The organism is Pseudomonas cyclaminis (assembly GCF_015163715.1).
Lineage (GTDB): Bacteria > Pseudomonadota > Gammaproteobacteria > Pseudomonadales > Pseudomonadaceae > Aquipseudomonas > Aquipseudomonas cyclaminis.
Genome location: NZ_JADDUM010000131.1, coordinates 1 through 19,700 on the forward strand (window position 1 = coordinate 1; position 19,700 = coordinate 19,700).

The 19,700-nt window shown below is 60.9% G+C and carries 19 protein-coding genes and 1 pseudogene; 8 read left to right on the forward strand and 12 right to left on the reverse strand.

The genetic code is table 11. The features are described from left to right. Nucleotides 1–120 (forward strand): annotated as a pseudogene (locus IQK56_RS16800) (YdcF family protein); the annotation flags it as partial. A gap of 63 nt (nucleotides 121–183) precedes the next feature. Here IQK56_RS16800 and cueR read toward each other — a convergent pair. The 3 genes from cueR to IQK56_RS16815 all read right to left on the reverse strand — a co-directional run bounded on the left by cueR (nucleotide 184) and on the right by IQK56_RS16815 (nucleotide 3,230). Next, nucleotides 184–585 carry a Cu(I)-responsive transcriptional regulator gene (gene cueR / locus IQK56_RS16805; protein WP_150762446.1) on the reverse strand — a complete coding sequence of 134 codons (402 nt, stop codon included), beginning with the start codon at nucleotides 583–585 and terminating at the stop codon, nucleotides 184–186. Then, nucleotides 582–2,783 carry a heavy metal translocating P-type ATPase gene (locus tag IQK56_RS16810; protein WP_193864144.1) on the reverse strand — a complete coding sequence of 734 codons (2,202 nt, stop codon included), beginning with the start codon at nucleotides 2,781–2,783 and terminating at the stop codon, nucleotides 582–584. The genes cueR and IQK56_RS16810 overlap by 4 nt, the downstream gene beginning before the upstream one ends. A 66-nt stretch (nucleotides 2,784–2,849) precedes the next feature. Next, nucleotides 2,850–3,230 (reverse strand): hypothetical protein, encoded by a 381-nt coding sequence (locus IQK56_RS16815; RefSeq protein ID WP_150762444.1) that lies wholly within the window; start codon nucleotides 3,228–3,230, stop codon nucleotides 2,850–2,852. A gap of 147 nt (nucleotides 3,231–3,377) precedes the next feature. Here IQK56_RS16815 and IQK56_RS16820 point away from each other — a divergent pair, with 147 nt between their 5' ends. Continuing rightward, nucleotides 3,378–3,575 carry a heavy-metal-associated domain-containing protein gene (locus IQK56_RS16820; protein ID WP_122310311.1) on the forward strand — a complete coding sequence of 66 codons (198 nt, stop codon included), beginning with the start codon at nucleotides 3,378–3,380 and terminating at the stop codon, nucleotides 3,573–3,575. A gap of 84 nt (nucleotides 3,576–3,659) precedes the next feature. Continuing rightward, complete coding sequence (locus tag IQK56_RS16825) at nucleotides 3,660–4,853, forward strand: multidrug effflux MFS transporter (RefSeq protein WP_099583562.1); 1,194 nt, start codon at nucleotides 3,660–3,662, stop codon at nucleotides 4,851–4,853. 8 nt (nucleotides 4,854–4,861) lie between these two features. On the opposite strand, the gene IQK56_RS16830 is transcribed toward IQK56_RS16825, so the two are convergent. Together IQK56_RS16830 and IQK56_RS16835 are read right to left on the reverse strand one after the other, a co-directional pair. Then, nucleotides 4,862–5,035, reverse strand: a complete 174-nt coding sequence (locus tag IQK56_RS16830; RefSeq protein ID WP_191629708.1) for a hypothetical protein — start codon at nucleotides 5,033–5,035, stop codon at nucleotides 4,862–4,864. 146 nt (nucleotides 5,036–5,181) lie between these two features. Beyond that, complete coding sequence (locus IQK56_RS16835; protein ID WP_193862032.1) at nucleotides 5,182–6,195, reverse strand: zinc-binding alcohol dehydrogenase family protein; 1,014 nt, start codon at nucleotides 6,193–6,195, stop codon at nucleotides 5,182–5,184. 117 nt (nucleotides 6,196–6,312) lie between these two features. Here IQK56_RS16835 and IQK56_RS16840 point away from each other — a divergent pair, with 117 nt between their 5' ends. Continuing rightward, on the forward strand, nucleotides 6,313–7,239 hold the full coding sequence (locus tag IQK56_RS16840; protein WP_193862033.1) for a LysR family transcriptional regulator: 927 nt from the start codon (nucleotides 6,313–6,315) through the stop codon (nucleotides 7,237–7,239). Nucleotides 7,240–7,377: 138 nt separating this feature from the next. Next, nucleotides 7,378–8,064 (forward strand): ArsR/SmtB family transcription factor, encoded by a 687-nt coding sequence (locus tag IQK56_RS16845; protein WP_193862034.1) that lies wholly within the window; start codon nucleotides 7,378–7,380, stop codon nucleotides 8,062–8,064. Nucleotides 8,065–8,111: 47 nt separating this feature from the next. Here the strand turns inward: IQK56_RS16845 and IQK56_RS16850 are convergent, their stop codons facing one another. Continuing rightward, nucleotides 8,112–9,065, reverse strand: a complete 954-nt coding sequence (locus IQK56_RS16850; protein WP_032887105.1) for an adenosine deaminase — start codon at nucleotides 9,063–9,065, stop codon at nucleotides 8,112–8,114. A 193-nt stretch (nucleotides 9,066–9,258) separates the two neighbouring features. On the opposite strand from IQK56_RS16850, the gene IQK56_RS16855 reads away from it, so the two are divergent. Beyond that, on the forward strand, nucleotides 9,259–10,350 hold the full coding sequence (locus tag IQK56_RS16855; RefSeq protein ID WP_193901758.1) for a calcium:cation antiporter: 1,092 nt from the start codon (nucleotides 9,259–9,261) through the stop codon (nucleotides 10,348–10,350). A gap of 63 nt (nucleotides 10,351–10,413) precedes the next feature. On the opposite strand, the gene IQK56_RS16860 is transcribed toward IQK56_RS16855, so the two are convergent. The 6 genes from IQK56_RS16860 to IQK56_RS16885 all read right to left on the reverse strand — a co-directional run bounded on the left by IQK56_RS16860 (nucleotide 10,414) and on the right by IQK56_RS16885 (nucleotide 16,401). Beyond that, nucleotides 10,414–11,772, reverse strand: a complete 1,359-nt coding sequence (locus IQK56_RS16860) for an 8-oxoguanine deaminase (RefSeq protein ID WP_193862035.1) — start codon at nucleotides 11,770–11,772, stop codon at nucleotides 10,414–10,416. Nucleotides 11,773–11,912: 140 nt separating this feature from the next. After that, nucleotides 11,913–12,599: an SDR family oxidoreductase gene (locus IQK56_RS16865; RefSeq protein WP_099583555.1), complete on the reverse strand. Its 687-nt coding sequence runs from the start codon at nucleotides 12,597–12,599 to the stop codon at nucleotides 11,913–11,915. A 57-nt stretch (nucleotides 12,600–12,656) separates the two neighbouring features. Beyond that, on the reverse strand, nucleotides 12,657–13,238 hold the full coding sequence (locus IQK56_RS16870) for an IMPACT family protein (protein WP_193862036.1): 582 nt from the start codon (nucleotides 13,236–13,238) through the stop codon (nucleotides 12,657–12,659). Nucleotides 13,239–13,250: 12 nt separating this feature from the next. Continuing rightward, nucleotides 13,251–13,910 (reverse strand): TetR/AcrR family transcriptional regulator, encoded by a 660-nt coding sequence (locus tag IQK56_RS16875; RefSeq protein ID WP_122310327.1) that lies wholly within the window; start codon nucleotides 13,908–13,910, stop codon nucleotides 13,251–13,253. 87 nt (nucleotides 13,911–13,997) lie between these two features. Beyond that, nucleotides 13,998–15,392: a uracil-xanthine permease family protein gene (locus tag IQK56_RS16880; protein ID WP_193862037.1), complete on the reverse strand. Its 1,395-nt coding sequence runs from the start codon at nucleotides 15,390–15,392 to the stop codon at nucleotides 13,998–14,000. Between the two features lie 88 nt (nucleotides 15,393–15,480). After that, nucleotides 15,481–16,401 carry a LysR family transcriptional regulator gene (locus IQK56_RS16885; protein WP_099583551.1) on the reverse strand — a complete coding sequence of 307 codons (921 nt, stop codon included), beginning with the start codon at nucleotides 16,399–16,401 and terminating at the stop codon, nucleotides 15,481–15,483. Between the two features lie 125 nt (nucleotides 16,402–16,526). Here IQK56_RS16885 and aptA point away from each other — a divergent pair, with 125 nt between their 5' ends. Together aptA and IQK56_RS16895 are read left to right on the forward strand one after the other, a co-directional pair. Continuing rightward, a complete protein-coding gene (gene aptA / locus IQK56_RS16890; RefSeq protein WP_193862038.1) occupies nucleotides 16,527–17,876 on the forward strand; it encodes an omega-aminotransferase AptA in 1,350 nt (449 codons plus the stop codon). 39 nt (nucleotides 17,877–17,915) lie between these two features. Continuing rightward, nucleotides 17,916–19,409, forward strand: coding sequence for a CoA-acylating methylmalonate-semialdehyde dehydrogenase (locus IQK56_RS16895; RefSeq protein WP_150675006.1), 1,494 nt, complete (start codon nucleotides 17,916–17,918; stop codon nucleotides 19,407–19,409). Nucleotides 19,410–19,700: the final 291 nt, after the last annotated feature.

The following is a 19,700-nucleotide window of genomic DNA, read 5'->3' on the forward strand; positions in this document are numbered from 1 at the left end:
GGCGTGGACAATGCCCGGCCGCTGGGGCGGCTGGATGCCGGAGTTCAAGTCGGTAGGCAGAGCGGGCAGTTGATTAACGAGGCGGTGGGGCAGGTGGGGTATCGGCTGTTCTATCAATAACACCACAAGTCAAAAAATGTGGGAGGGGGGCTTGCCCCTCCCACATTTGTTTTGTGTACACCTTTAAGAGCAGCAACTGCCCGAAGCCAACTCCTTGAGAATCGGACAATCCGGCCGATGATCGCCCTGGCAGTGCTCCACCAGGTCCTGCAACGTATCGCGCAACTGCCCCAGTTCCAGAATCTTCTGGTTCAACGCCTCGATATGCTGGCGGGCCAACGCCTTCACGTCTGCGCTGGCCCGTTGCCGGTCCTGCCACAGGGTCAGCAGCTTGCCAACCTCTTCCAATGAAAACCCCAGATCCCGCGAGCGTTTGATAAACGCCAACGTGTGCAAATCCTCCGGGCTGTACACACGGTAGCCGCTGTCCGTGCGGTGGGCGGCTTTGAGCAGGCCGATGGATTCGTAGTAGCGAATCATCTTCGCGCTCAGCCCGCTTTGGCGAGCGGCTTGGCCGATGTTCATGGGCGTTGATCCTCCAGGTCCTTGGGTTTCCAGGTTTTCAACAGCAAAGCATTGCTCACCACGCTGACGCTGGACAAGGCCATGGCCGCGCCCGCCAGCACCGGGTTGAGCAGGCCGAATGCGGCCAGGGGGATACCGATCAAGTTATACACAAAGGCCCAGAACAGGTTCTGGCGGATTTTTGCATAGGTCTTGCGGCTGATCTCCAGGGCGGCCGGCACCAGGCGTGGGTCCCCGCGCATCAGGGTGATCCCGGCGGCGTGCATGGCCACGTCGGTGCCGCCGCCCATGGCGATGCCGATATCGGCGGCAGCCAGGGCCGGGGCGTCGTTGATGCCGTCGCCGACCATCGCCACTACGCCGGTTTTTTTCAGTTCGGCGACGGTGGCGGCCTTATCGGCGGGCAGCACTTCGGCGTGTACATCGTCGATGCCCAAGGCCTGCGCCACTACGCGGGCGCTGCCACGATTGTCGCCGGTCAGTAAATGGCTGCTGATGTGCCGGGCCTTGAGTTGCTCAACGGCCGCCAACGCACCGGGCTTGAGGGTGTCGCCAAAGGCGAACAGCCCGAGCACGCGTGGTTGCGGGCCCTGTTCGATCAGCCAGGACAAGGTGCGGCCTTCGGCTTCCCAGTCTTTGGCGCAGCCTGCCAGGTCCCCCGCGCTCAAGCCGCTTTCCTCCAGCAGGCGGCGATTGCCCAGGGCCAATGGCCGGCCGTCGAGGGTGCCTGCAATACCGCGTCCGGTCAGGGATTGGCTGGCGCTCGCATCCGCGACCTTCAGCCCTTGTTCGTTGCAGGCATCCAGCACGGCCTTGGCCAGCGGATGTTCGCTGCCACGTTGCAGCGCGCCCGCCTGTTGCAGCAGCACGGCTTGATTGCCATCCACCGCGACCAAGTGTGCAATCTTTGGCGTGCCGGAGGTGAGGGTGCCGGTCTTGTCGAAGACCACTGCGCTCACCTCATGGGCGCGTTCCAGGGCTTCGGCGTCTTTGATCAGGATGCCATAGCGGGCAGCAACACCCGTGCCGGCCATGATTGCAGTCGGCGTGGCCAGCCCGAGGGCGCAAGGGCAGGCGATCACCAGCACCGCCACGGCGTTGATAATCGCCGTTTCCAGCGACGCGCCGTACAGCCACCAACCCACCAGCGTGAGCAATGCCAGCACCAGTACGGCCGGGACGAAGACCTGGCTGACTTTATCCACCAGTTTCTGAATCGGCGCCTTGGCGGCCTGGGCGTCTTCCACCAGACGGATGATGCGTGCCAACACACTTTCAGCGCCAAGGGCGGTGGTGCGCACCAGCAGGCGACCTTCACCATTGATGGCGCCGCCGGTGACGTTATCGCCGGGTTGCTTGGGCACTGGCAGGCTTTCGCCGCTGATCAGCGCCTCGTCGGCATGGCTTTGGCCTTCGATCACTTCGCCGTCCACCGGGAAACGCTCGCCGGGTTTGACCAGCACCTGGTCATTGAGCTGCAACGCGCTGATCGCGACATCCTCTTCGCGCCCATCCTGTACACGCAGGGCGCGTTCAGGGCGCAAGGCTTCCAGGGCTCGGATGGCACTCGCGGTCTGGCGTTTGGCACGGCTTTCCAGGTATTTGCCCAGCAGCACCAGGGCGATCACCACGGCCGATGCTTCAAAGTACAGGTGCGGCGCCATCCCGGCGTGGGCGGTGAGCCATTCGTAAATACTCAGGCCGTAACCGGCGCTGGTACCGATGGCCACCAGCAAGTCCATATTGCCGGCACCGGCGCGCACCGCTTTCCAGGCGGCGATATAGAAACGCGCACCAAAGATGAATTGCACGGGGGTGGCGAGGGCGAATTGCATCCAGGCCGGGAGCATCCAGTGCAGGCCGAAGGGTTCTACCAGCATCGGCAGCACCAACGGCAGGGCCAGCGCAATCGCCAGCAGCAGCGACCAACGCTCGCGGTGCAGGCGCTGGGCTTGATCGGTCTCGGTGGCTATTTCGCTTTGGGGCAGGCTCGCGCTGTAACCGGCCTTGTCGACGGCCGCGATCAGCACGGCGGGGTCCATCTGGCCCTGCACTTGGACGTGGGCACGCTCATTGGCCAGGTTGACGCTGACGCTTTGCACCCCCGGCACCTTGCCCAGCGCACGCTCGACACGCCCGGCGCAGCTGGCGCAGGTCATGCCGCTGATGGGCAGATCAAAGGTGGTGGATCCATTCATGGGGCAGTCCTCCAGGAGAAGTTGCCCCTAGGATCAACCTTGACCTGTGGGTAAGGTCAAGCGCCTTCAGTAGTCCAATGCAGCGGCTTTGAGGTACATGCCGTCCGGGCCTTGGGCAATCCGCAACTTGCGTACATCACCGGCCTTGAGCTTGATGTTCTGCGCGGGCGGGGCGAGCAGGCCTGGCAGGCAGCCCGGCGCTTGGCCCGGCAGCAGCTTCAGGCGCAGTGACACATCGCCAGCGGGCAGGTTGAAGGAGGTGGCCTGCTCCTGGAACAGCCGGCCCGCCAACTGGTCATTCAGGTAGAGGCCGATCTCGCAGTTGGTCAGTACTTCCAGGCGTTCCCGGGAAATGATCAGCACCGCGTAATCTTGATCGGCACTGGCCATGGGCGCAGCGGCAGACAAACTCATGAAGCCGGCAAGGGCAAAAAACGACCAGCGCATGGCGAATGCTCCGTGGTATGAATCAAAGATGGCTCAAGCTTGGCCGACAGTGCCGCCGAATACCAGCCCGGCCGATTTTTTCAGAACTTGACCTTGCCATCGTGGCAAGGTCGAGACTGGTTTCAACCTCATCAAAGGAGTCATGTCATGCAAGTATTCAGCGTTGAAGGGATGACCTGCGGCCATTGTGTCCGGGCGGTGACCCAGGCGGTGCAGAGCCAGGACCCGGCGGCCAGCGTGAAGGTCGATCTGGCGGCAAAGGAAGTGGGCGTGGAAAGCCGCTTGTCTGCCGAAGAGGTGATCAGCCTGATCACCGAGGAAGGCTACAGCGCCAAGCTCGCCTGATTTTAATAGTTAGCGAGCTAACTTAATGTTCAAGGCACCCAGGCCCGGCTAGACTGTCGGGCTGCCGACTCTCTTGGGTGCCTGATGAACCTTCGCATAATCCTGATCCTGGGTGCCTTGAGCGCCTTCGCGCCGCTGGCGATCGACTTTTACCTGCCGGGCTTTCCGGCAATGGCCACGGCCTTCGCCACCGATGAAAAACACATCCAGTTGACCCTGGCGGTGTACTTCGCCGGCCTGGCCATTGGCCAATTGATCTACGGCCCCCTGGCGGATCGTTTCGGTCGACGCGGGCCGCTGCTCAGTGGCGTGACGCTGTTCACCCTGGCATCTTTCGCCTGCGCCTACGCGCCCTCCCTGGATTGGCTGATCGGCGCCCGCTTCGTGCAGGCCCTGGGCGGCTGCGCCGGCATGGTGATTTCCCGCGCAGTGGTCAGCGACAAATGCGACGCCGTGGGTTCGGCCAAAGTGTTTTCCCAATTGATGCTGGTGACCGGCCTGGCGCCCATCCTCGCGCCGCTGGCCGGCGGGGTGATGGTCGGGTTGTGGGGCTGGCAGTCGATCTTCCTGGCGTTGACGATCTTCAGTGTGATGGCCGCCGTTGCTGTGGCATTCGGCCTGCCCGAGACCTTCCCGGCCCATCAGCCGCGCCAGCCGTTGTCGGGCTCGTTGCGCCGCTACTTTGGGTTGCTGTCCGACCGGGTTTACCTCGGCTACGCCCTCACCGGCGCGCTGTCGATTGCCGGGATGTTTGCCTACATCGCCGGTTCACCGTTCGTGTTTATCAAACTGTATGGCGTGCCCGCTGAGCATTACGGCTGGGTGTTCGGCTCCAACGCCGCAGGCTTCATCCTGGTGGCGCAGCTCAATGCACGCTTGCTGGCCAAGCGTGGCCCGGCATTTTTGCTGTCGCGTTCGGTGTGGGTGTATCTGCTGGCGGGCCTGACGCTGCTGGGCATCACGGCGTTGCGCACTGATGCGCTGTGGCCATTGCTGGTGCCGCTGTTTATCTGCATCGCCAGCCTGGGCTGCATTTTGCCCAATACCTCGGCCTGTGCCATGAGTGGGCAGGGCGCACGGGCGGGCAGTGCGTCGGCATTGCTTGGCTGCATCCAGTTCGGTGTGGCGGCGGGGGCGGCGTCGTTGGTGGGGGTGTTACACGATGGCACAGCCATGCCGATGGCGATGGTCATCAGCCTGTGCGGTGTATTGGCGGTGACGGTGGCCGTGTCGACCCAGCGCCTGCAACGGGCAAGAGCCGCGCAAGCGCAGGTCTGACGAGCGGGTCAGCCAGCGGCGCAATGTTGCTGGCTGATTGGAAAGCGGTGAGGCGCCTGGATACGCGCTTGCAGGGTATCGGCAAAGGCGCGTGCTTCGGCTTCAGTGTGAAAAGTAATCGCCTTCTGGTCCAGACGAACTTCCCATTGGGATTTTGCTAACGCTTTTATCAGGATCTTCATTGCTGACTTCCTCACGTAAAAGAATCGTGGCAAAGGCGGCCAATATAAACCCGAATACGCTCACAAATATGACAAAGATCAACTCTCTGACTAGCGGTGTCGTCCATTACTCACACGAATAAGGGACGACACTGACAGACGTTATTTCAGAAGCCTTCCAGCACGATCTTGCCCTTGGCCTTGCCGCTTTCCAGCAGGGCGTGGGCTCGGCGCAGGTTCGCTGCATTGATCACGCCGAAGTGCTCGCCCACCGTGGTTTCCAGGGTGCCGGCGTCGATCAGCTCGGCGACCCGATTGAGCAGGTTGTGTTGCTCAATCATGTCTGGCGTCTCGAACATCGAGCGCGTGTACATGAACTCCCAATGCAGCGACAGGCTCTTGCGCTTGAGCTTGCTCACGTCTAACGCCTTGGGGTCGTCGATCAGTGCCAGTTTGCCCTGGGGCTGTAGTGCTTCTACCAGTTGATCCAGGTGATGGTCGGTCTGGGTCAGGCTGGCAACGTGGGTCACCTGCGGGTGGCCGGCGTGTTTCAGCGCTTCGCTCAGCGGTTGGCTGTGGTCGATCACCAGGTCGGCGCCGAGCGCCTTGGTCCATGCTTGGGTTTCCGGGCGCGAGGCGGTACCGATCACTTTCAGTGCGGTGAGCTGGCTGGCGAGTTGGGTCAGGATCGAGCCCACGCCACCGGCGGCGCCGACGATGAGCAGGCTCTGGCCTTCGTCGTCTTTACCCTCACGCACTTGCAGGCGCTCGAACAGCAGCTCCCAGGCGGTGATGGCGGTCAGCGGCAGTGCGGCGGCTTCGGCAAAGCCCAGGCTCTTGGGCATATGGCCGACGATACGCTCGTCCACAGTGTGCAGTTCACTGTTGCCGCCTGGGCGTACCAGGGAGCCGGCGTAGAACACCTTGTCGCCGACCTTGAACAGGCTCACGTCACTGCCGACCGCCTTGACCACACCGGCGACGTCCCATCCCAGCACCTTGGAGGCGCCGTTTTCCGGGGCGACGTTCTGGCGCACCTTGGTATCCACCGGGTTCACCGAGATGGCTTTGACTTCCACCAGCAGGTCGCGAGGGCCGGCGACAGGCTCCGGCAATTCGATGTCTTGCAGGGATTTTTCATCGGTGATCGGCAGTGATGCGTAGTAGGCAATGGCTTTCATGGGGGCTCCAAAACAGCTGATGAACGGGATGGGCAAATAATTGGTTATTTCCCAAGCAGATAAAAGCCGCTAAAACAGCACTCTGTTTCAATGGAATTTTGATAATAGGGGGAGAGCATGCTGCGCTTTGATGATTTGCAGTTGTTTGTGCGCGCTGCCGACCTGGGCAGTTTGTCGGCGGCGGCGCGGGTGATGGACTTGTCGCCCGCGGTGGCCAGCGCGGCGCTCAAGCGTATCGAGCAACAACTGGGCACGCGTTTGCTGGCGCGCTCCACCCGCAGCCTGCGCCTGACGGCCGAGGGTGAGGGCTTTCTGGAATATGCCCGCGCCGCGTTGAGTTCTCTGGATGAAGGACGGCGCCTGTTGGCCAGCGGCCAGGACCATGTCAGCGGTGTGCTGCAACTGTCGGCCCCCTCGGATTTTGGCCGCAACCAACTGCTGCCGTGGTTGGACGAATTCCAGCGTGAGTACCCGCAGCTCACCGTGCGCCTGTTGTTGGGGGACCGGATTGCCGACCTGTTTCGCCAGCCGGTGGACATTGCCCTGCGCTATGGAGAGCCCGAGGATTCCAGCCTGGTTGCACTGCCCGTCGCGCCGCACAACGTTCGTGTGCTGTGCGCGGCGCCCAGTTACCTCGCACGCCACGGTGAGCCGCGACACCTGGAGCAATTGGCCCAGCACAATTGCCTGCTCTATATGCTCGGCAGTCGTGTGCATGACCACTGGACCTTTCACGACGGCAAGCGCGACGTCAGCTTGACGGTCAGCGGCGACCGCTTCAGCGACGATGCCGACGTGGTGCGCCGCTGGGCCGTCGCGGGTGTAGGCATTGCCTATAAATCCTGGCTGGACGTGAGCACCGACGTGCTGGCCGGGCGCCTGCGCCTGATCCTGCCGGAGCTGCGCGGCGAGCGCACACCGCTCAATCTGCTGTGCGCGCATCGCGCGCAGTTGAGCAAACCCATCAACCTGTTGCGAGAAATGCTCGTGTCTCGCTGTGCGACATTGACCGCTCAATTGCCGGAGCGATCAGGCGCAACGTAAACAGCCTCCATCACACAAGGAAATTTCACTCAGATCCTGTCCCTAGTCGCGCTGTAAGACGCTAAGGAACTGCCGGTTTACGCACCTATACTTTGGCGCCAACCGCAGTACAAAAATAAGTCGACAGGGAGTGAATCGATGGAAGAGGCACCATGCATCAGTCAGATCGCCAGCTTGCTCGCTGAGCCAAAACGCACCGCCATGCTCTGGTCCCTGATGGACGGCTCGGCCAAGTCCTCTGAAGAACTGGCTACGCTTGCCGGGCTGTCACCGGCCTCGGCCAATGCGCATCTGGCACGGCTGACTGGGAGTGGTTTGCTACGGATCGAAGCCCGGCGCGGTAAACGGTTGTTCCGCGTGGCGGCTGCCGACGTGAGCGTCGCCATCGATGCCTTGGCCAGTACCACCCTGGCCAGCGCAATACGCAGTTCGCCGGATGCTTCGCCGTTGGCGTTGGTGGCGCCACCGTTGTTGCGCCATGTTCGGCTGTGCCAGGGTCACCTCGGCGGTGAGCTGGCGGCGGGGCTGTATGACCGGATGTTGGTGGCGGGTTGGATCGAGCGTCGCGAGCAACGCATCGAGGTCACGGTCAAGGGCGTGCAGCACTTGGCGGGCCTGGGTATTTTTACTCAGGCCCTGGCATCACCGCTGGTGTGCGACTGTTTCGATTGGAGCCAGCGGCAACCGCACCTGGGTGGCGCGTTGGGCGCGGGGCTGTTGCAGTTGTTCCTGCAATCGAACTGGATCAGCCTGGTCAACGAGTCCCATGCTGTGGTGGTCAACGACATCGGGGTGAAGGAAATCGCCCGATTGGCAGCGCTGTAGGAACAAACGCCCTCGTCACAGGCGCTCATTCCCACATTCTGCTTACATCACGGCTTTACGAGACGCGCATCCAGGCTGTTCTGCGCCAGGCGTTTGGCCTGGTCCTGGGTCATACCCAGAGAGGTGTACAGCGCGTGGAAGTTTTCGGTGACATAGCCACCAAAGTACGCCGGGTCATCGGAGTTCACGGTCACCTTCACACCACGTTCCAGCATGTCGAGGATGTTGTGCTGGGCCATGTCGTCGAACACGCAGAGCTTGGTATTGGACAGCGGGCATACGGTCAGCGGGATCTGCTCGTCGATGATGCGCTGCATCAGGCGCTCGTCTTCGATGGCGCGCACACCGTGGTCGATTCGCTGGATTTTCAGCAGGTCGATGGCTTCCCAGATGTACTCCGGTGGGCCTTCTTCGCCGGCGTGGGCGACGGTGAGGAAGCCTTCATGACGGGCCCGGTCGAACACCCGCTGGAACTTGCTCGGCGGGTGACCCATCTCGGAGCTGTCCAGGCCCACGGCCACGAACGCGTCACGGAACGGCAGCGCCTGGTCGAGGGTTTTCTGCGCTTCGTCTTCGCTCAGGTGGCGCAGGAAGCTGAGGATCAAGCCGCTGGTGATGCCCAGTTGCTGCTCGCCATCTTTGAGTGCAGCGGCGATGCCGTTGAGCACGACTTCGAACGGCACGCCACGGTCGGTGTGGGTCTGCGGGTCGAAGAAGGGTTCGGTGTGGATCACGTTCTGTTCTTTGCAGCGCAGCAGGTAGGCCCAAGTCAGGTCGTAGAAGTCCTGGGAGGTGCGCAGCACATCGGCGCCTTTGTAATACAGGTCGAGAAACTCTTGCAGGTTGTTGAAGGCGTAGGCCTTGCGCAGGGTTTCGACGTCGTTCCATGGCAGCGCAATCTTGTTGCGCTCGGCCAGGGCGAACAGCAGCTCAGGCTCCAGCGAGCCTTCCAGGTGCAGGTGCAGTTCAGCCTTGGGCAGGGCGTTGAGCCAATCGTACATGTCTAAATTCTCATCAGGTGCAATGGGCGCATTCTACAGGTCATGGCTGAAATAATCGGTAAAACCTGACCGGCAGGAGAGTATTCGTTTTATTCGCGCAAGAGGGTTCTGAACTAAGGTGTAACGAAACGTTAGCAGCGTGGCGCAGTCTGTACCCCATCAATGACTGATTTGCTGTACGAAAAGGCCCCGAATGCTCTCCTCTCTCAAGCAAGAAAAATTCATGCTGTTGGCGCTGATTGCCGCCATCGCCGCCTACCCGCTGGAGCACTGGATGCTGCACAGCGGGCAACTGGTCGCGCTGCTGGCCGGCGTGGCGTTGATCGGTTTTATCGTGGTGGCGTCGATGCGTGTGGCCCATCACGCCGAGCAACTGGCGGAAAAAGTCGGCGACCCTTACGGCACTATGATCCTGACCCTGGCGGCCGTGCTGGTGGAAGTGGTGATCCTGGCGATCATGATGAGCAACGAGCCGTCGCCCACCTTGGTGCGTGACACCATTTACTCCGCGGTAATGCTGGATATCAACGGCATCCTCGGCCTTGCCGCGTTGATGGGCGGCATCAAACATGGCGAGCAGTCCTACAACGATGACTCGGCGCGCACCTACAGCGTGATGATCCTGACGGCCATGGGCGTGTCGATGGTGGTGCCGGAATTTATCCCCGAAGCCGACTGGAAAATTTACTCAGCCTTCACCATTGGCGCGATGGTGGTGCTCTATACCCTGTTCCTGCGCATGCAGGTGGGGCCCCACAGTTATTTCTTCAGCTACAGCTACCCGGAAAAACGCCGTAAGAAACTGCCGGAAGAGGAGCAGACGCCGCCGGTGAACCTGGCGTTCTCCATTGGCACGCTGGTGTTTGGCGTGATTGTGATTGGCGCGCTGGCCGAGGTGATGTCCAAGACCCTCGACCTGGGCCTGGAAGGCACGGGCGCACCGCCGGTGATCACGGCGATTGTGGTCGCGGCGATCTCGGCGGCGCCGGAAATCCTGACAGCGTTGCGCGCTGCACTGGCCAATCGCATGCAGTCAGTGGTGAACATTGCGCTGGGTGCGTCGTTGTCGACAGTGATTTTGACAGTGCCGGTGATGGAGGCCATGGCGCTCTACACTGGCCAGCCGTTCCAGATGGCGATGACGCCGGTGCAAACCGTGATGGTGTTTATCACGTTGATCGTCAGCGCGATCAACCTCAACGATGGCGAAACCAACGCCATCGAAGGGATGACTCATTTTGTGTTGTTTGCGACGTTTATCATGTTGTCTCTGCTGGGGTTGTAGGAACACAACAGATAAAAGTGTGGGAGGGAGCTTGCCCCCTTCCACATTTTGAACTGTGTTTGCTTAGGTCCCGGCGATCAGCTGTCGAGCCGCCTGGGTGTGATCGGCGATCAGGCCCTTCAGATCCAGGCCCTCCACCTGCCCGTCGATCACGCGCCACTTGCCTGCGATCATCACCCGATCCGCCCGATCCGCACCACACAACAGCAGTGCGGAAATCGGATCATGGCTGCCGGAAAAACGCAGTTCATCGAGTTTGAACAGCGCCAGGTCGGCCTGTTTGCCGACGGCCAACTCGCCGATATCCTTACGCCCCAGCAACTGCGCCGAACCTTTGGTAGCCCAACCGAGCACGCCTTGCGGGGTGATTTTTTCCGCGCCGTAACGCAGGCGCTGGATGTACAGGGCCTGGCGGGTTTCGAGGATCATGTTCGACGCGTCGTTGGAGGCGGAACCGTCCACGCCCAGGCCGATCGGCGCGCCGGCTGCCAGCAGGTCGAGGGTCGGGCAGATGCCGGACGCCAGGCGCATATTCGAGCTTGGGCAGTGACAGATCCCAGTGCCGGCGGCGCCGAGGCGGGCAATTTCATCCGGGTTGAAGTGAATGCCATGGGCCAGCCAGGTGCGTGGGCCAAGCCAGCCGACGCTGTCGAGGTAATCCACGGTGCGCAGGCCGAAGCGTTGCAGGCAGAAATCTTCTTCGTCGAGGGTTTCCGCCAAGTGGGTGTGGAGGCGCACGTCGAGGCTGTTGGCCAGTTCGGCGCTGGCTTGCATGATTTGCGGGGTGACGGAGAACGGCGAGCAGGGCGCCAACGCGATCTGGATCTGCGCACCGTCGCCACGCTCGTGGTATTCGTGGATCAGGCGCTGGCTGTCGTCGAGGATCACTTGGCCTTGTTGCACGGTCTGTTGCGGCGGCAGGCCACCGTCGGCTTCGCCCAGGCTCATGGAGCCGCGGGTGAGCATGGCGCGCATGCCGAGTTCGCGCACACTTTCCACTTGCACATCGATGGCATTCTCCAGGCCGTCGGGGAACAGGTAGTGGTGGTCGGCCGCGGTGGTGCAGCCCGAAAGCAGCAACTCAGCCAGTGCGACCTTGGTGGCCAGGGCGAGCTTTTCCGGGGTCAGCCGCGCCCACACCGGGTACAGGGTTTTCAGCCAGGGAAACAACGGCTGGTTGACCACTGGCGCCCAGGCGCGGGTGAGGGTTTGGTAGAAGTGATGGTGGGTGTTGATCAACCCCGGAAGGATCACATGTTCACGGGCATCGAACACCTCGGCACAGGGCTGTGCGGGTGCTTGCCCCTGGGCCAGCACTTCGGTGATCACACCGTCTTGCAGCACCAGGCCGCCACGGGCATCGAGGCCATTGGCAGTGAAAATCGCGAGGGGGTTTTTTAACCAGATACGGGTCGCAGGCATTGGCCGGCTCCTCTGAATGATGGGTTCAGGTTTGCCAGCTCAGTGTTGCCCTGTCTGCTGATCCAGGGTCGCCCGTGAGGGCGAGCTGCGTAGATTACGTGTAGTTCGGGATCTGGTCTACTCGTAGGAAAACCGAGGGTTCACCAGGCGATGGTGTCGCCTTTGTAGTCCACGAAGTGGTGGCCGCCTTTGCCGGTGTAGGCATTTACCTGATCCACCAGGCCTCGCACGCTGGTGTCGACATCAATGTGCGCGTTTTCACCGCCCATGTCGGTCTTTACCCAGCCTGGGTGCAGCGACAGCACGGTGAGCTTGTGGTCGCCCAGTTGTGTGATGAAGCTGTTGGTCATGGAGTTGAGCGCAGCCTTGCTGGCCTTGTACAGCGCCAGGTCCGAGCCGTCGGGGATCGTCACGCTGCCCAGCACCGAACTCATGAATGCGAGCACGCCGCTGTCTTTGCGGATCTGTCCGACAAAGCGCTGCGCCAGGTTGATCGGCGCCACGGCGTTGGTGAAAAACAGTTGGCCGACTTCCGCCAGGGTGGCGTGGCCAGGTTCCTGGTTGGCCGGGCCTTTGACGCCGGCGTTGACGAACAGCAGGTCGAAGGTGCGCTCTTTGAGGCGCTGGGCCAGGGCGATCACGGCTTGCTGATCGTCCATGTCGAGTTTTTCGATCTGCACCGGGCCCACGGCTTTCAGGGCATCGGCCTTGCTCGGATCACGCACGGTGGCGGTTACGTCCCAGCCGTCCTGGAGCAGTTGCTTGACCAAGCCAAGGCCCAGCCCGCGCGAGGCGCCGATGATCAGTGCGGTTTTTGGCGTAGACATGAAAAGCTTCCTTTGGAGTCGCGGTTCAGGGGAATTCAGCAAATTACAGTAACAGTTTCAGCGTTGCAGCAGGATACGCCCACGGCTCAGGTCGGCCAGTTGGGTTTGCAAGGTGTCGATATGCGCTTCGCCCAGTGCCAGTTGCAGGTCGACGCCGTTGGCGGTGAAGGTTTCCTCGATCATCAGCCCGCCCAGTTCGGCGACGCGCAGTTTCACCAGGTTCAACTCGGAGAAACCACAGGCGCAGCTCAGCGGCACGCGGCTGATCAGTTCGAGGCGCTCGGCATTCTGCAGGCATTTATTCGCACCGCCGCCATAGGCACGGGCCAGGCCGCCGGTGCCCAGTTGGATGCCGCCGTACCAGCGAATCACCAACACGGCGACCTGATCAAAACCCTGGGTTTCGATGGCTGCCAGAATCGGCCGCCCGGCAGTGCCACCGGGTTCGCCGTCGTCACTGCTGCGGTATTGGTCGGCCAGCTTCCAGGCCCAGCAGTTGTGCGTGGCGTTCAGGTCGCTGTGTTGCTCGAAAAAAGCCTGGGCGTCCTGCGGGCTGGTGATTGGCGCGGCGAGGGTGATGAAGCGGCTTTTGCGTATTTCTTCACGGAATTCGCAAAGACCGGTGAGCGTGAAAGGCATAAGTGGCTTCGTCTACAGGGTCGGCTTGATGCCGCAGCCTTTGAGAATGATGTGAATCAGGTTGGTGCCGGCGTCTTCCATGTCTTGCTTGGTCAGCTTGGTGCGACCGGTGACGCGGCAGATCTGCGTGGCGAAGTCGGCGTAGTGCTGGGTGCTGCCCCACAGCAGGAAGATCAGGTGTACCGGGTCGATAGGATCCATCTTGCCGGCGTCGATCCAGGCCTGGAACACGGCCGCTCGGCCACTGAACCAGGTGCGGTAGTCCTGGCTGAAATATTCGGTTAGGCATTCGCCGCCGCTGATGATCTCCATCGCAAAGATCCGCGAGGCCTGGGGTTGGCGTCGCGAAAACTCCATCTTGGTGCGGATGTAGCGGGAGAGGGCCACGGCCGGGTCGTCCTCGGCGGTCAGCGTGTTAAATGTGCTGTCCCACAGTTCGAGGATATTGCTGAGCACGGCGATATACAGGCCCAGCTTGTTGGTGAAGTAGTAGTGCAAGTTGGCCTTCGGCAATCCGGCGCTGGCAGCAATGGTGTTCATGCTGGTGCCCTTGTAGCCATGGCGCGCGAATTCATCTTCAGCAGCCTGGAGAATCGCTTGTTCGTTCTTTTGCCGAATGCGGCTGGCGGGCTTACCGGCGTGGTTGCTGTGGGCAGGAACTTCGAGGCTCATGGAGATTACCGTGCTGATCGATAGAGACGACGTGTGCACAGATAACCCACCCTCAAGCCTCAGACAAGTCCTGATGCAACAAAACCCTTAAAGCGGTTCCAGTGTGTCGCTTTCCGGCGCTTGGTTTGCGCCAGCTTCAGTCGCCTTGGACTCTGGCAGTAGGAGGCACAGCACGATGGCCGTCAGCCCGCCGCTGGTGATGGCCGAGTCAAACAGGTTCTGCACCAGGGTCGGCATCAGGTGCAACAGATTCGGTTGCGCGGCGATGCCCAGGCCGACGCCAAACGATGTGGCGATGATCAGCATGCTGCGGCGGTCCAGCGGCGCCTGGGCAAGGATGCGCACGCCTGCGGCCGCCACACTGCCGAACATCACCAGGGTCGCGCCGCCCAATACGGGTTTGGGGATTTGCTGCAACACCGCGCCAATCAACGGAAACAAGCCGAGGCAAAACAGCACCACGCCTATATATAAGCCAACGTAACGGCTGGCGACGCCGGTGAGTTGGATCACGCCGTTGTTCTGAGCAAAGGTGGTGTTGGGAAAGGCGCTGAAGGTGGCGGCGATCATGCAGCTCACACCATCCCCCAGCACGCCGCCCTTGAGTCGGCTTATATAAGACGGGCCGCTGATGGGCTGGCGCGCGATCATGCAATTGGCGGTGAGGTCGCCGACGGTTTCGATGCTGCTGATCAGATAAATCAGTGCGATTGGTAGGAAAGCGCTCCAGTCGAAATTGAACCCAAAGCGAAACGGTATAGGCAGGCTGACCACAGGCAAATCTGGCAGGGCGTGGGGCACCAGTTTACCGCTGAACCAGGCCGCGAGGCTGCCAAGCGCCAGGCCGATGATGATGGCCGAGAGGCGTACCCACGGCGTGTTGGAACGGTTGAGCAGGATGATCGTCAGCACTACGAACAGGCCCAGCGCAAGGTTGGTGGGCGCACCGAAATCCGGTGCATTGAAGCCACCGCCGAGGTCGGTGATACCCACTTTGATCAGGCTGATGCCGATCAGGGTGATGACAATCCCGGTCACCAAAGGCGTGATGACTCGGCGTAGTTGGCCGATAAAACGGCTCAGCACGATCTGCACCACGGCGCCGAAAAAGCACACGCCGAAGATCATTGCCATGATGTCTTCCGGGCTGCCGCCGCGTTGCTTCACCAGGAAACCCGCCGACAGCACCGCGCCAAGAAAGGCAAAGCTGGTGCCTTGCAGGCAGATCATCCCCGCACCGATCCCAAATGGCCTGCGCGCCTGGATGAATGTGCCGACACCGGACACCATCAACGCCATGCTGATCAGGTAGGGCAAATGGGCGGTCAGGCCGAGTGTGGAGCCGATGATCAGTGGGGGAGTGATGATGCCGACAAACGCGGCCAGCACATGTTGCAGTGCGGCCAAAAAAGCTGGCGCGGGTTTGGGACGGTCGTTGAGGCCGTAGATCAGGTCGCTGGGGCTGCTGGATTCTGGTGGCATGACGGGTTAACTCAAGGCTGATGGTTCACGTTCCATCTGCTCTTGCAAAAAGCTGTCCAGTTGCTCAGCTTTTTGCGTAAGCACCGTGCTAGCGCGTTGTGGCCAGACTGTCGAGGAAACTTTCCAGCACCAAATGAGGGCGACGTCCCTTGCGGGTGACCGATGCGAGGCTTAAATCGTAAAAACGTGTAGCCGATTTCAGCGCACGCAGTCGGCCTTGTTGCACCCAGAGGCTGGCGTAGTGGTCGGGCAAATAGCCGATGTAGCGGCCGGTGAGAATCAGGAACGCCATGCCTTCGCGGTCCGAGGCGCTGGCGGTGCAGTTAAGGGCTTGGTAATGGGCCTGGATTTCAGCAGGCAGGCGGAAGGTAGGTGCGATGGCGTCCTGGCTGTCGATGCGCTCGTCGTCCAATTGCTTGTCGTCGGCGTAAAACAGCGGGTGGCCGACTGCGCAGTAGAGCAGCGAACGCTCGCTATATAACGGTTGGTACTCCAGTCCGGAGAGGGCGCTGGCCTGTGGCACTACACCGACATGCAGGCGACCGTCGAGTACGCCTTGTTCGACTTCATTGGGGGCGATCATGCGGATCTGGATCTGCACGTCCGGGCCGCGTTCCTTTAATTGGGCCAGGGCGTGAGTGATGCGCATGTGGGGCAGGGTGACGAGGTTGTCGGTAAGGCCGATGATCAACTCTCCGCGTAAATGCTGGTGCAGGCCGTTGACCTCGGTGCGGAAACTTTCCAGCGCACTTAAGAGTTGCAGCGCCGATTGATAAACCTCGCGGCCTTCTTCGGTCAGGGAGAACCCGGCGCGGCCGCGTTGGCACAGACGTAATCCGAGGCGCTGTTCAAGGTCGCTCATTTGCTGGCTGATGGCCGAGCGCCCGATACCGAGCACGGTTTCCGCCGCCGAGAACCCACCGCACTCCACCACGCTGCGAAAGATGCGCAGCAGACGAATATCAAAGTCGCTGACTTGGGCCAGGGGATCGGGTCGACGGCTGCTCATAGTTTAGTGAAGGCCTGACTGAAGGTTAGAAGAGTTGAATTTCACCGACTTTATCGCCGTGGCAATTTAGCTGCAACAACGCTTTTCAATCCCGACGCTGCCTTTTGCCCTGCGAGGTTTTGCTGATGAACATGCCCGAAAACGCCCCATCGTCCCTGGCCAGCCAACTGAAGTTGGACGCGCACTGGATGCCCTACACCGCCAACCGTAACTTCCAGCGAGACCCGCGTTTGATCGTGGCCGCCGAAGGCAGCTGGTTGACCGATGACAAGGGCCGCAAGGTGTACGACTCGCTGTCAGGCCTGTGGACGTGCGGCGCAGGGCACACGCGCAAGGAAATCCAGGAAGCGGTCGCCAAGCAATTGGGCACCTTGGACTACTCGCCGGGCTTCCAATACGGTCATCCGTTGTCCTTCCAACTGGCGGAAAAGATTACCGACTTGACCCCAGGCAACCTGAACCATGTGTTTTTCACCGACTCCGGCTCCGAGTGCGCCGATACAGCGGTGAAGATGGTGCGTGCTTACTGGCGCCTGAAAGGCCAGGCCACCAAGACCAAGATGATCGGCCGCGCCCGTGGCTATCACGGTGTGAACATCGCAGGCACTAGCCTGGGCGGTGTCAACGGCAACCGTAAGATGTTTGGCCAGGCGATGATGGACGTCGACCATCTGCCGCACACCTTGCTGGCGAGCAACGCTTTTTCCCGCGGTATGCCTGAGCTGGGCGGCATCGCGTTGGCCGATGAGCTGCTCAAGCTGATCGAACTGCATGACGCGTCCAACATCGCGGCAGTGTTTGTCGAGCCGATGGCTGGCTCCGCTGGCGTGCTGGTGCCACCGCAGGGTTATCTCAAGCGCCTGCGTGAAATCTGCGATCAGCACAATATCCTGCTGGTGTTCGACGAAGTGATCACCGGTTTCGGCCGTACCGGCTCGATGTTCGGTGCCGACAGCTTCGGCGTGACCCCGGACCTGATGTGCATCGCCAAGCAAGTCACCAACGGCGCGATCCCGATGGGCGCGGTGATTGCCAGCAGCGAGATCTATCAGACCTTCATGAACCAGGCGACGCCTGAGTACGCGGTGGAATTCCCTCACGGTTACACCTACTCGGCGCACCCCGTCGCTTGCGCGGCTGGCCTGGCGGCACTCGACCTGTTGCAGAAGGAAAACCTGGTGCAGAGCGTGGCCGAAGTCGCTCCACACTTTGAGAATGCGCTGCACGGCTTGAAGGGCAGCAGGAACGTGATCGACATTCGTAACTACGGCCTGGCCGGTGCGATCCAGATTGCCCCGCGTGACGGTGATGCCATCGTGCGTCCATTTGAGGCCGGCATGGCCTTGTGGAAAGCCGGTTTCTACGTGCGTTTTGGCGGTGACACCTTGCAGTTCGGGCCAACCTTCAATAGCAAGCCGCAGGACCTGGACCGCCTGTTTGATGCGGTCGGCGAAGTGCTGAACAAGATCGACTGATTTCTCCTTCTATATAGAACAACTTTTCAGGAGCCCTGCATGAGCCTTATCCAGCATTTGATCAACGGTGAGTTGGTCAACGACAGCGGTCGCAGTGCCGACGTGTACAACCCGTCCACCGGCCAGGTGATTCACCAGGTGCCGTTGGCCAGCCGTGAAACCATTCAACAGGCGATCGACTCGGCCAAAGCCGCATTTCCGGCTTGGCGCAATACGCCGCCGGCCAAGCGTGCCCAAGTGATGTTTCGTTTCAAGCAGTTGCTGGAGCAGAACGAAGCGCGCATCTCGCAGTTGATCAGCGAGGAGCACGGCAAGACCCTGGAAGACGCAGCGGGTGAGTTGAAGCGCGGCATCGAGAACGTTGAGTACGCGTGCTCGGCGCCGGAGATTCTGAAGGGCGAGTACAGCCGCAACGTGGGGCCGAACATTGATGCGTGGTCGGACTTCCAGCCGTTGGGCGTGGTAGCGGGTATTACACCGTTCAACTTCCCGGCGATGGTGCCGCTGTGGATGTATCCGCTGGCAATCGTGTGCGGTAATTGTTTCATCCTGAAACCTTCCGAGCGTGATCCGAGTTCGACGTTGTTGATTGCGCAATTGTTGCAGGAAGCTGGCCTGCCTAAAGGTGTGCTCAGTGTGGTGCACGGCGACAAGGGCGCGGTGGATGCGCTGATTGAAGCGCCGGAAGTGAAAGCGCTGAGCTTTGTGGGGTCGACGCCGATTGCCGAGTACATCTACTCCGAAGCGACCAAGCGCGGAAAGCGCGTACAGGCGTTGGGCGGTGCGAAGAACCATGCGGTGCTGATGCCGGATGCGGATCTCGATAACGCAGTCAGTGCCTTGATGGGCGCGGCATATGGTTCTTGCGGTGAGCGTTGCATGGCGATCTCGGTGGCGGTGTGCGTGGGTGACCAGGTGGCGGATGCATTGATTGCCAAGTTGGTGCCGCAGATCAAGGCGCTGAAGATTGGCGCGGGCACAACGTGTGGGTTGGATATGGGGCCGCTGGTGACAGGGCAGGCGCGGGATAAGGTCAGCGGCTATATAGAAGACGGTGTGGCTTCGGGTGCGGAGCTGGTGGTTGATGGCCGTGGGTTGAGTATTGCCGGGAATGAAGAGGGCTTCTTCCTCGGTGGCAGCCTGTTTGACCGTGTGACGCCTGAGATGCGCATCTATAAGGAGGAGATATTCGGGCCTGTGTTGTGCGTGGTGCGGGTGAGCAGTTTGGAAGCGGCGATGCAACTGATCAACGACCACGAATATGGCAACGGGACGTGTATCTTCACGCGTGATGGTGAAGCGGCTCGTCTGTTCTGTGATGAGATTGAAGTGGGCATGGTGGGGGTGAACGTTCCACTTCCAGTGCCGGTGGCTTATCACAGCTTTGGTGGCTGGAAGCGCTCGCTGTTTGGCGACTTGCACGCCTATGGGCCGGATGGTGTGCGTTTCTACACCCGTCGCAAGGCGATTACCCAGCGTTGGCCGCAGCGCGCGAGCCATGAGGCGTCGCAGTTCGCTTTTCCTAGCCTGTAAGGCTTGGTAGGCGCAAAGCCGGCCCCACGGGGCCGGCTTTTGCGTTTCTGGGGCATTTTTGACTTATATGACAGAAATATGAAAAAGAAGGTTGACGCCAGATTCTGGAAGCCTATAATTCGCCCCACTTCCGGCGCAGTCGAAACTGAAAACTTCTTGGTAAACAATGAGTTACGTCAGTTTTCGGCAGCAGGTTGTCTCAGTTCATGACCAAAAGGAAGTGGAAAAAGAGGTGTTGACAGCAGCGTGTAACGCTGTAGAATTCGCCTCCCGCTGATGAGAGATCTGAAG

Excerpts from the sequence above, each read along its gene's own strand:
- cueR (WP_150762446.1), bottom strand. The coding sequence starts at position 585 with ATGAACATCGGCCAAGCCGCTCGCCAAAGCGGGCTGAGCGCGAAGATG.
- IQK56_RS16810 (WP_193864144.1), bottom strand. The coding sequence starts at position 2,783 with ATGAATGGATCCACCACCTTTGATCTGCCCATCAGCGGCATGACCTGC.
- IQK56_RS16815 (WP_150762444.1), bottom strand. The coding sequence starts at position 3,230 with ATGCGCTGGTCGTTTTTTGCCCTTGCCGGCTTCATGAGTTTGTCTGCC.
- IQK56_RS16820 (WP_122310311.1), top strand. The coding sequence starts at position 3,378 with ATGCAAGTATTCAGCGTTGAAGGGATGACCTGCGGCCATTGTGTCCGG.
- IQK56_RS16825 (WP_099583562.1), top strand. The coding sequence starts at position 3,660 with ATGAACCTTCGCATAATCCTGATCCTGGGTGCCTTGAGCGCCTTCGCG.
- IQK56_RS16830 (WP_191629708.1), bottom strand. The coding sequence starts at position 5,035 with ATGAAGATCCTGATAAAAGCGTTAGCAAAATCCCAATGGGAAGTTCGT.
- IQK56_RS16835 (WP_193862032.1), bottom strand. The coding sequence starts at position 6,195 with ATGAAAGCCATTGCCTACTACGCATCACTGCCGATCACCGATGAAAAA.
- IQK56_RS16840 (WP_193862033.1), top strand. The coding sequence starts at position 6,313 with ATGCTGCGCTTTGATGATTTGCAGTTGTTTGTGCGCGCTGCCGACCTG.
- IQK56_RS16845 (WP_193862034.1), top strand. The coding sequence starts at position 7,378 with ATGGAAGAGGCACCATGCATCAGTCAGATCGCCAGCTTGCTCGCTGAG.
- IQK56_RS16850 (WP_032887105.1), bottom strand. The coding sequence starts at position 9,065 with ATGTACGATTGGCTCAACGCCCTGCCCAAGGCTGAACTGCACCTGCAC.
- IQK56_RS16855 (WP_193901758.1), top strand. The coding sequence starts at position 9,259 with ATGCTCTCCTCTCTCAAGCAAGAAAAATTCATGCTGTTGGCGCTGATT.
- IQK56_RS16860 (WP_193862035.1), bottom strand. The coding sequence starts at position 11,772 with ATGCCTGCGACCCGTATCTGGTTAAAAAACCCCCTCGCGATTTTCACT.
- IQK56_RS16865 (WP_099583555.1), bottom strand. The coding sequence starts at position 12,599 with ATGTCTACGCCAAAAACCGCACTGATCATCGGCGCCTCGCGCGGGCTG.
- IQK56_RS16870 (WP_193862036.1), bottom strand. The coding sequence starts at position 13,238 with ATGCCTTTCACGCTCACCGGTCTTTGCGAATTCCGTGAAGAAATACGC.
- IQK56_RS16875 (WP_122310327.1), bottom strand. The coding sequence starts at position 13,910 with ATGAGCCTCGAAGTTCCTGCCCACAGCAACCACGCCGGTAAGCCCGCC.
- IQK56_RS16880 (WP_193862037.1), bottom strand. The coding sequence starts at position 15,392 with ATGCCACCAGAATCCAGCAGCCCCAGCGACCTGATCTACGGCCTCAAC.
- IQK56_RS16885 (WP_099583551.1), bottom strand. The coding sequence starts at position 16,401 with ATGAGCAGCCGTCGACCCGATCCCCTGGCCCAAGTCAGCGACTTTGAT.
- aptA (WP_193862038.1), top strand. The coding sequence starts at position 16,527 with ATGAACATGCCCGAAAACGCCCCATCGTCCCTGGCCAGCCAACTGAAG.
- IQK56_RS16895 (WP_150675006.1), top strand. The coding sequence starts at position 17,916 with ATGAGCCTTATCCAGCATTTGATCAACGGTGAGTTGGTCAACGACAGC.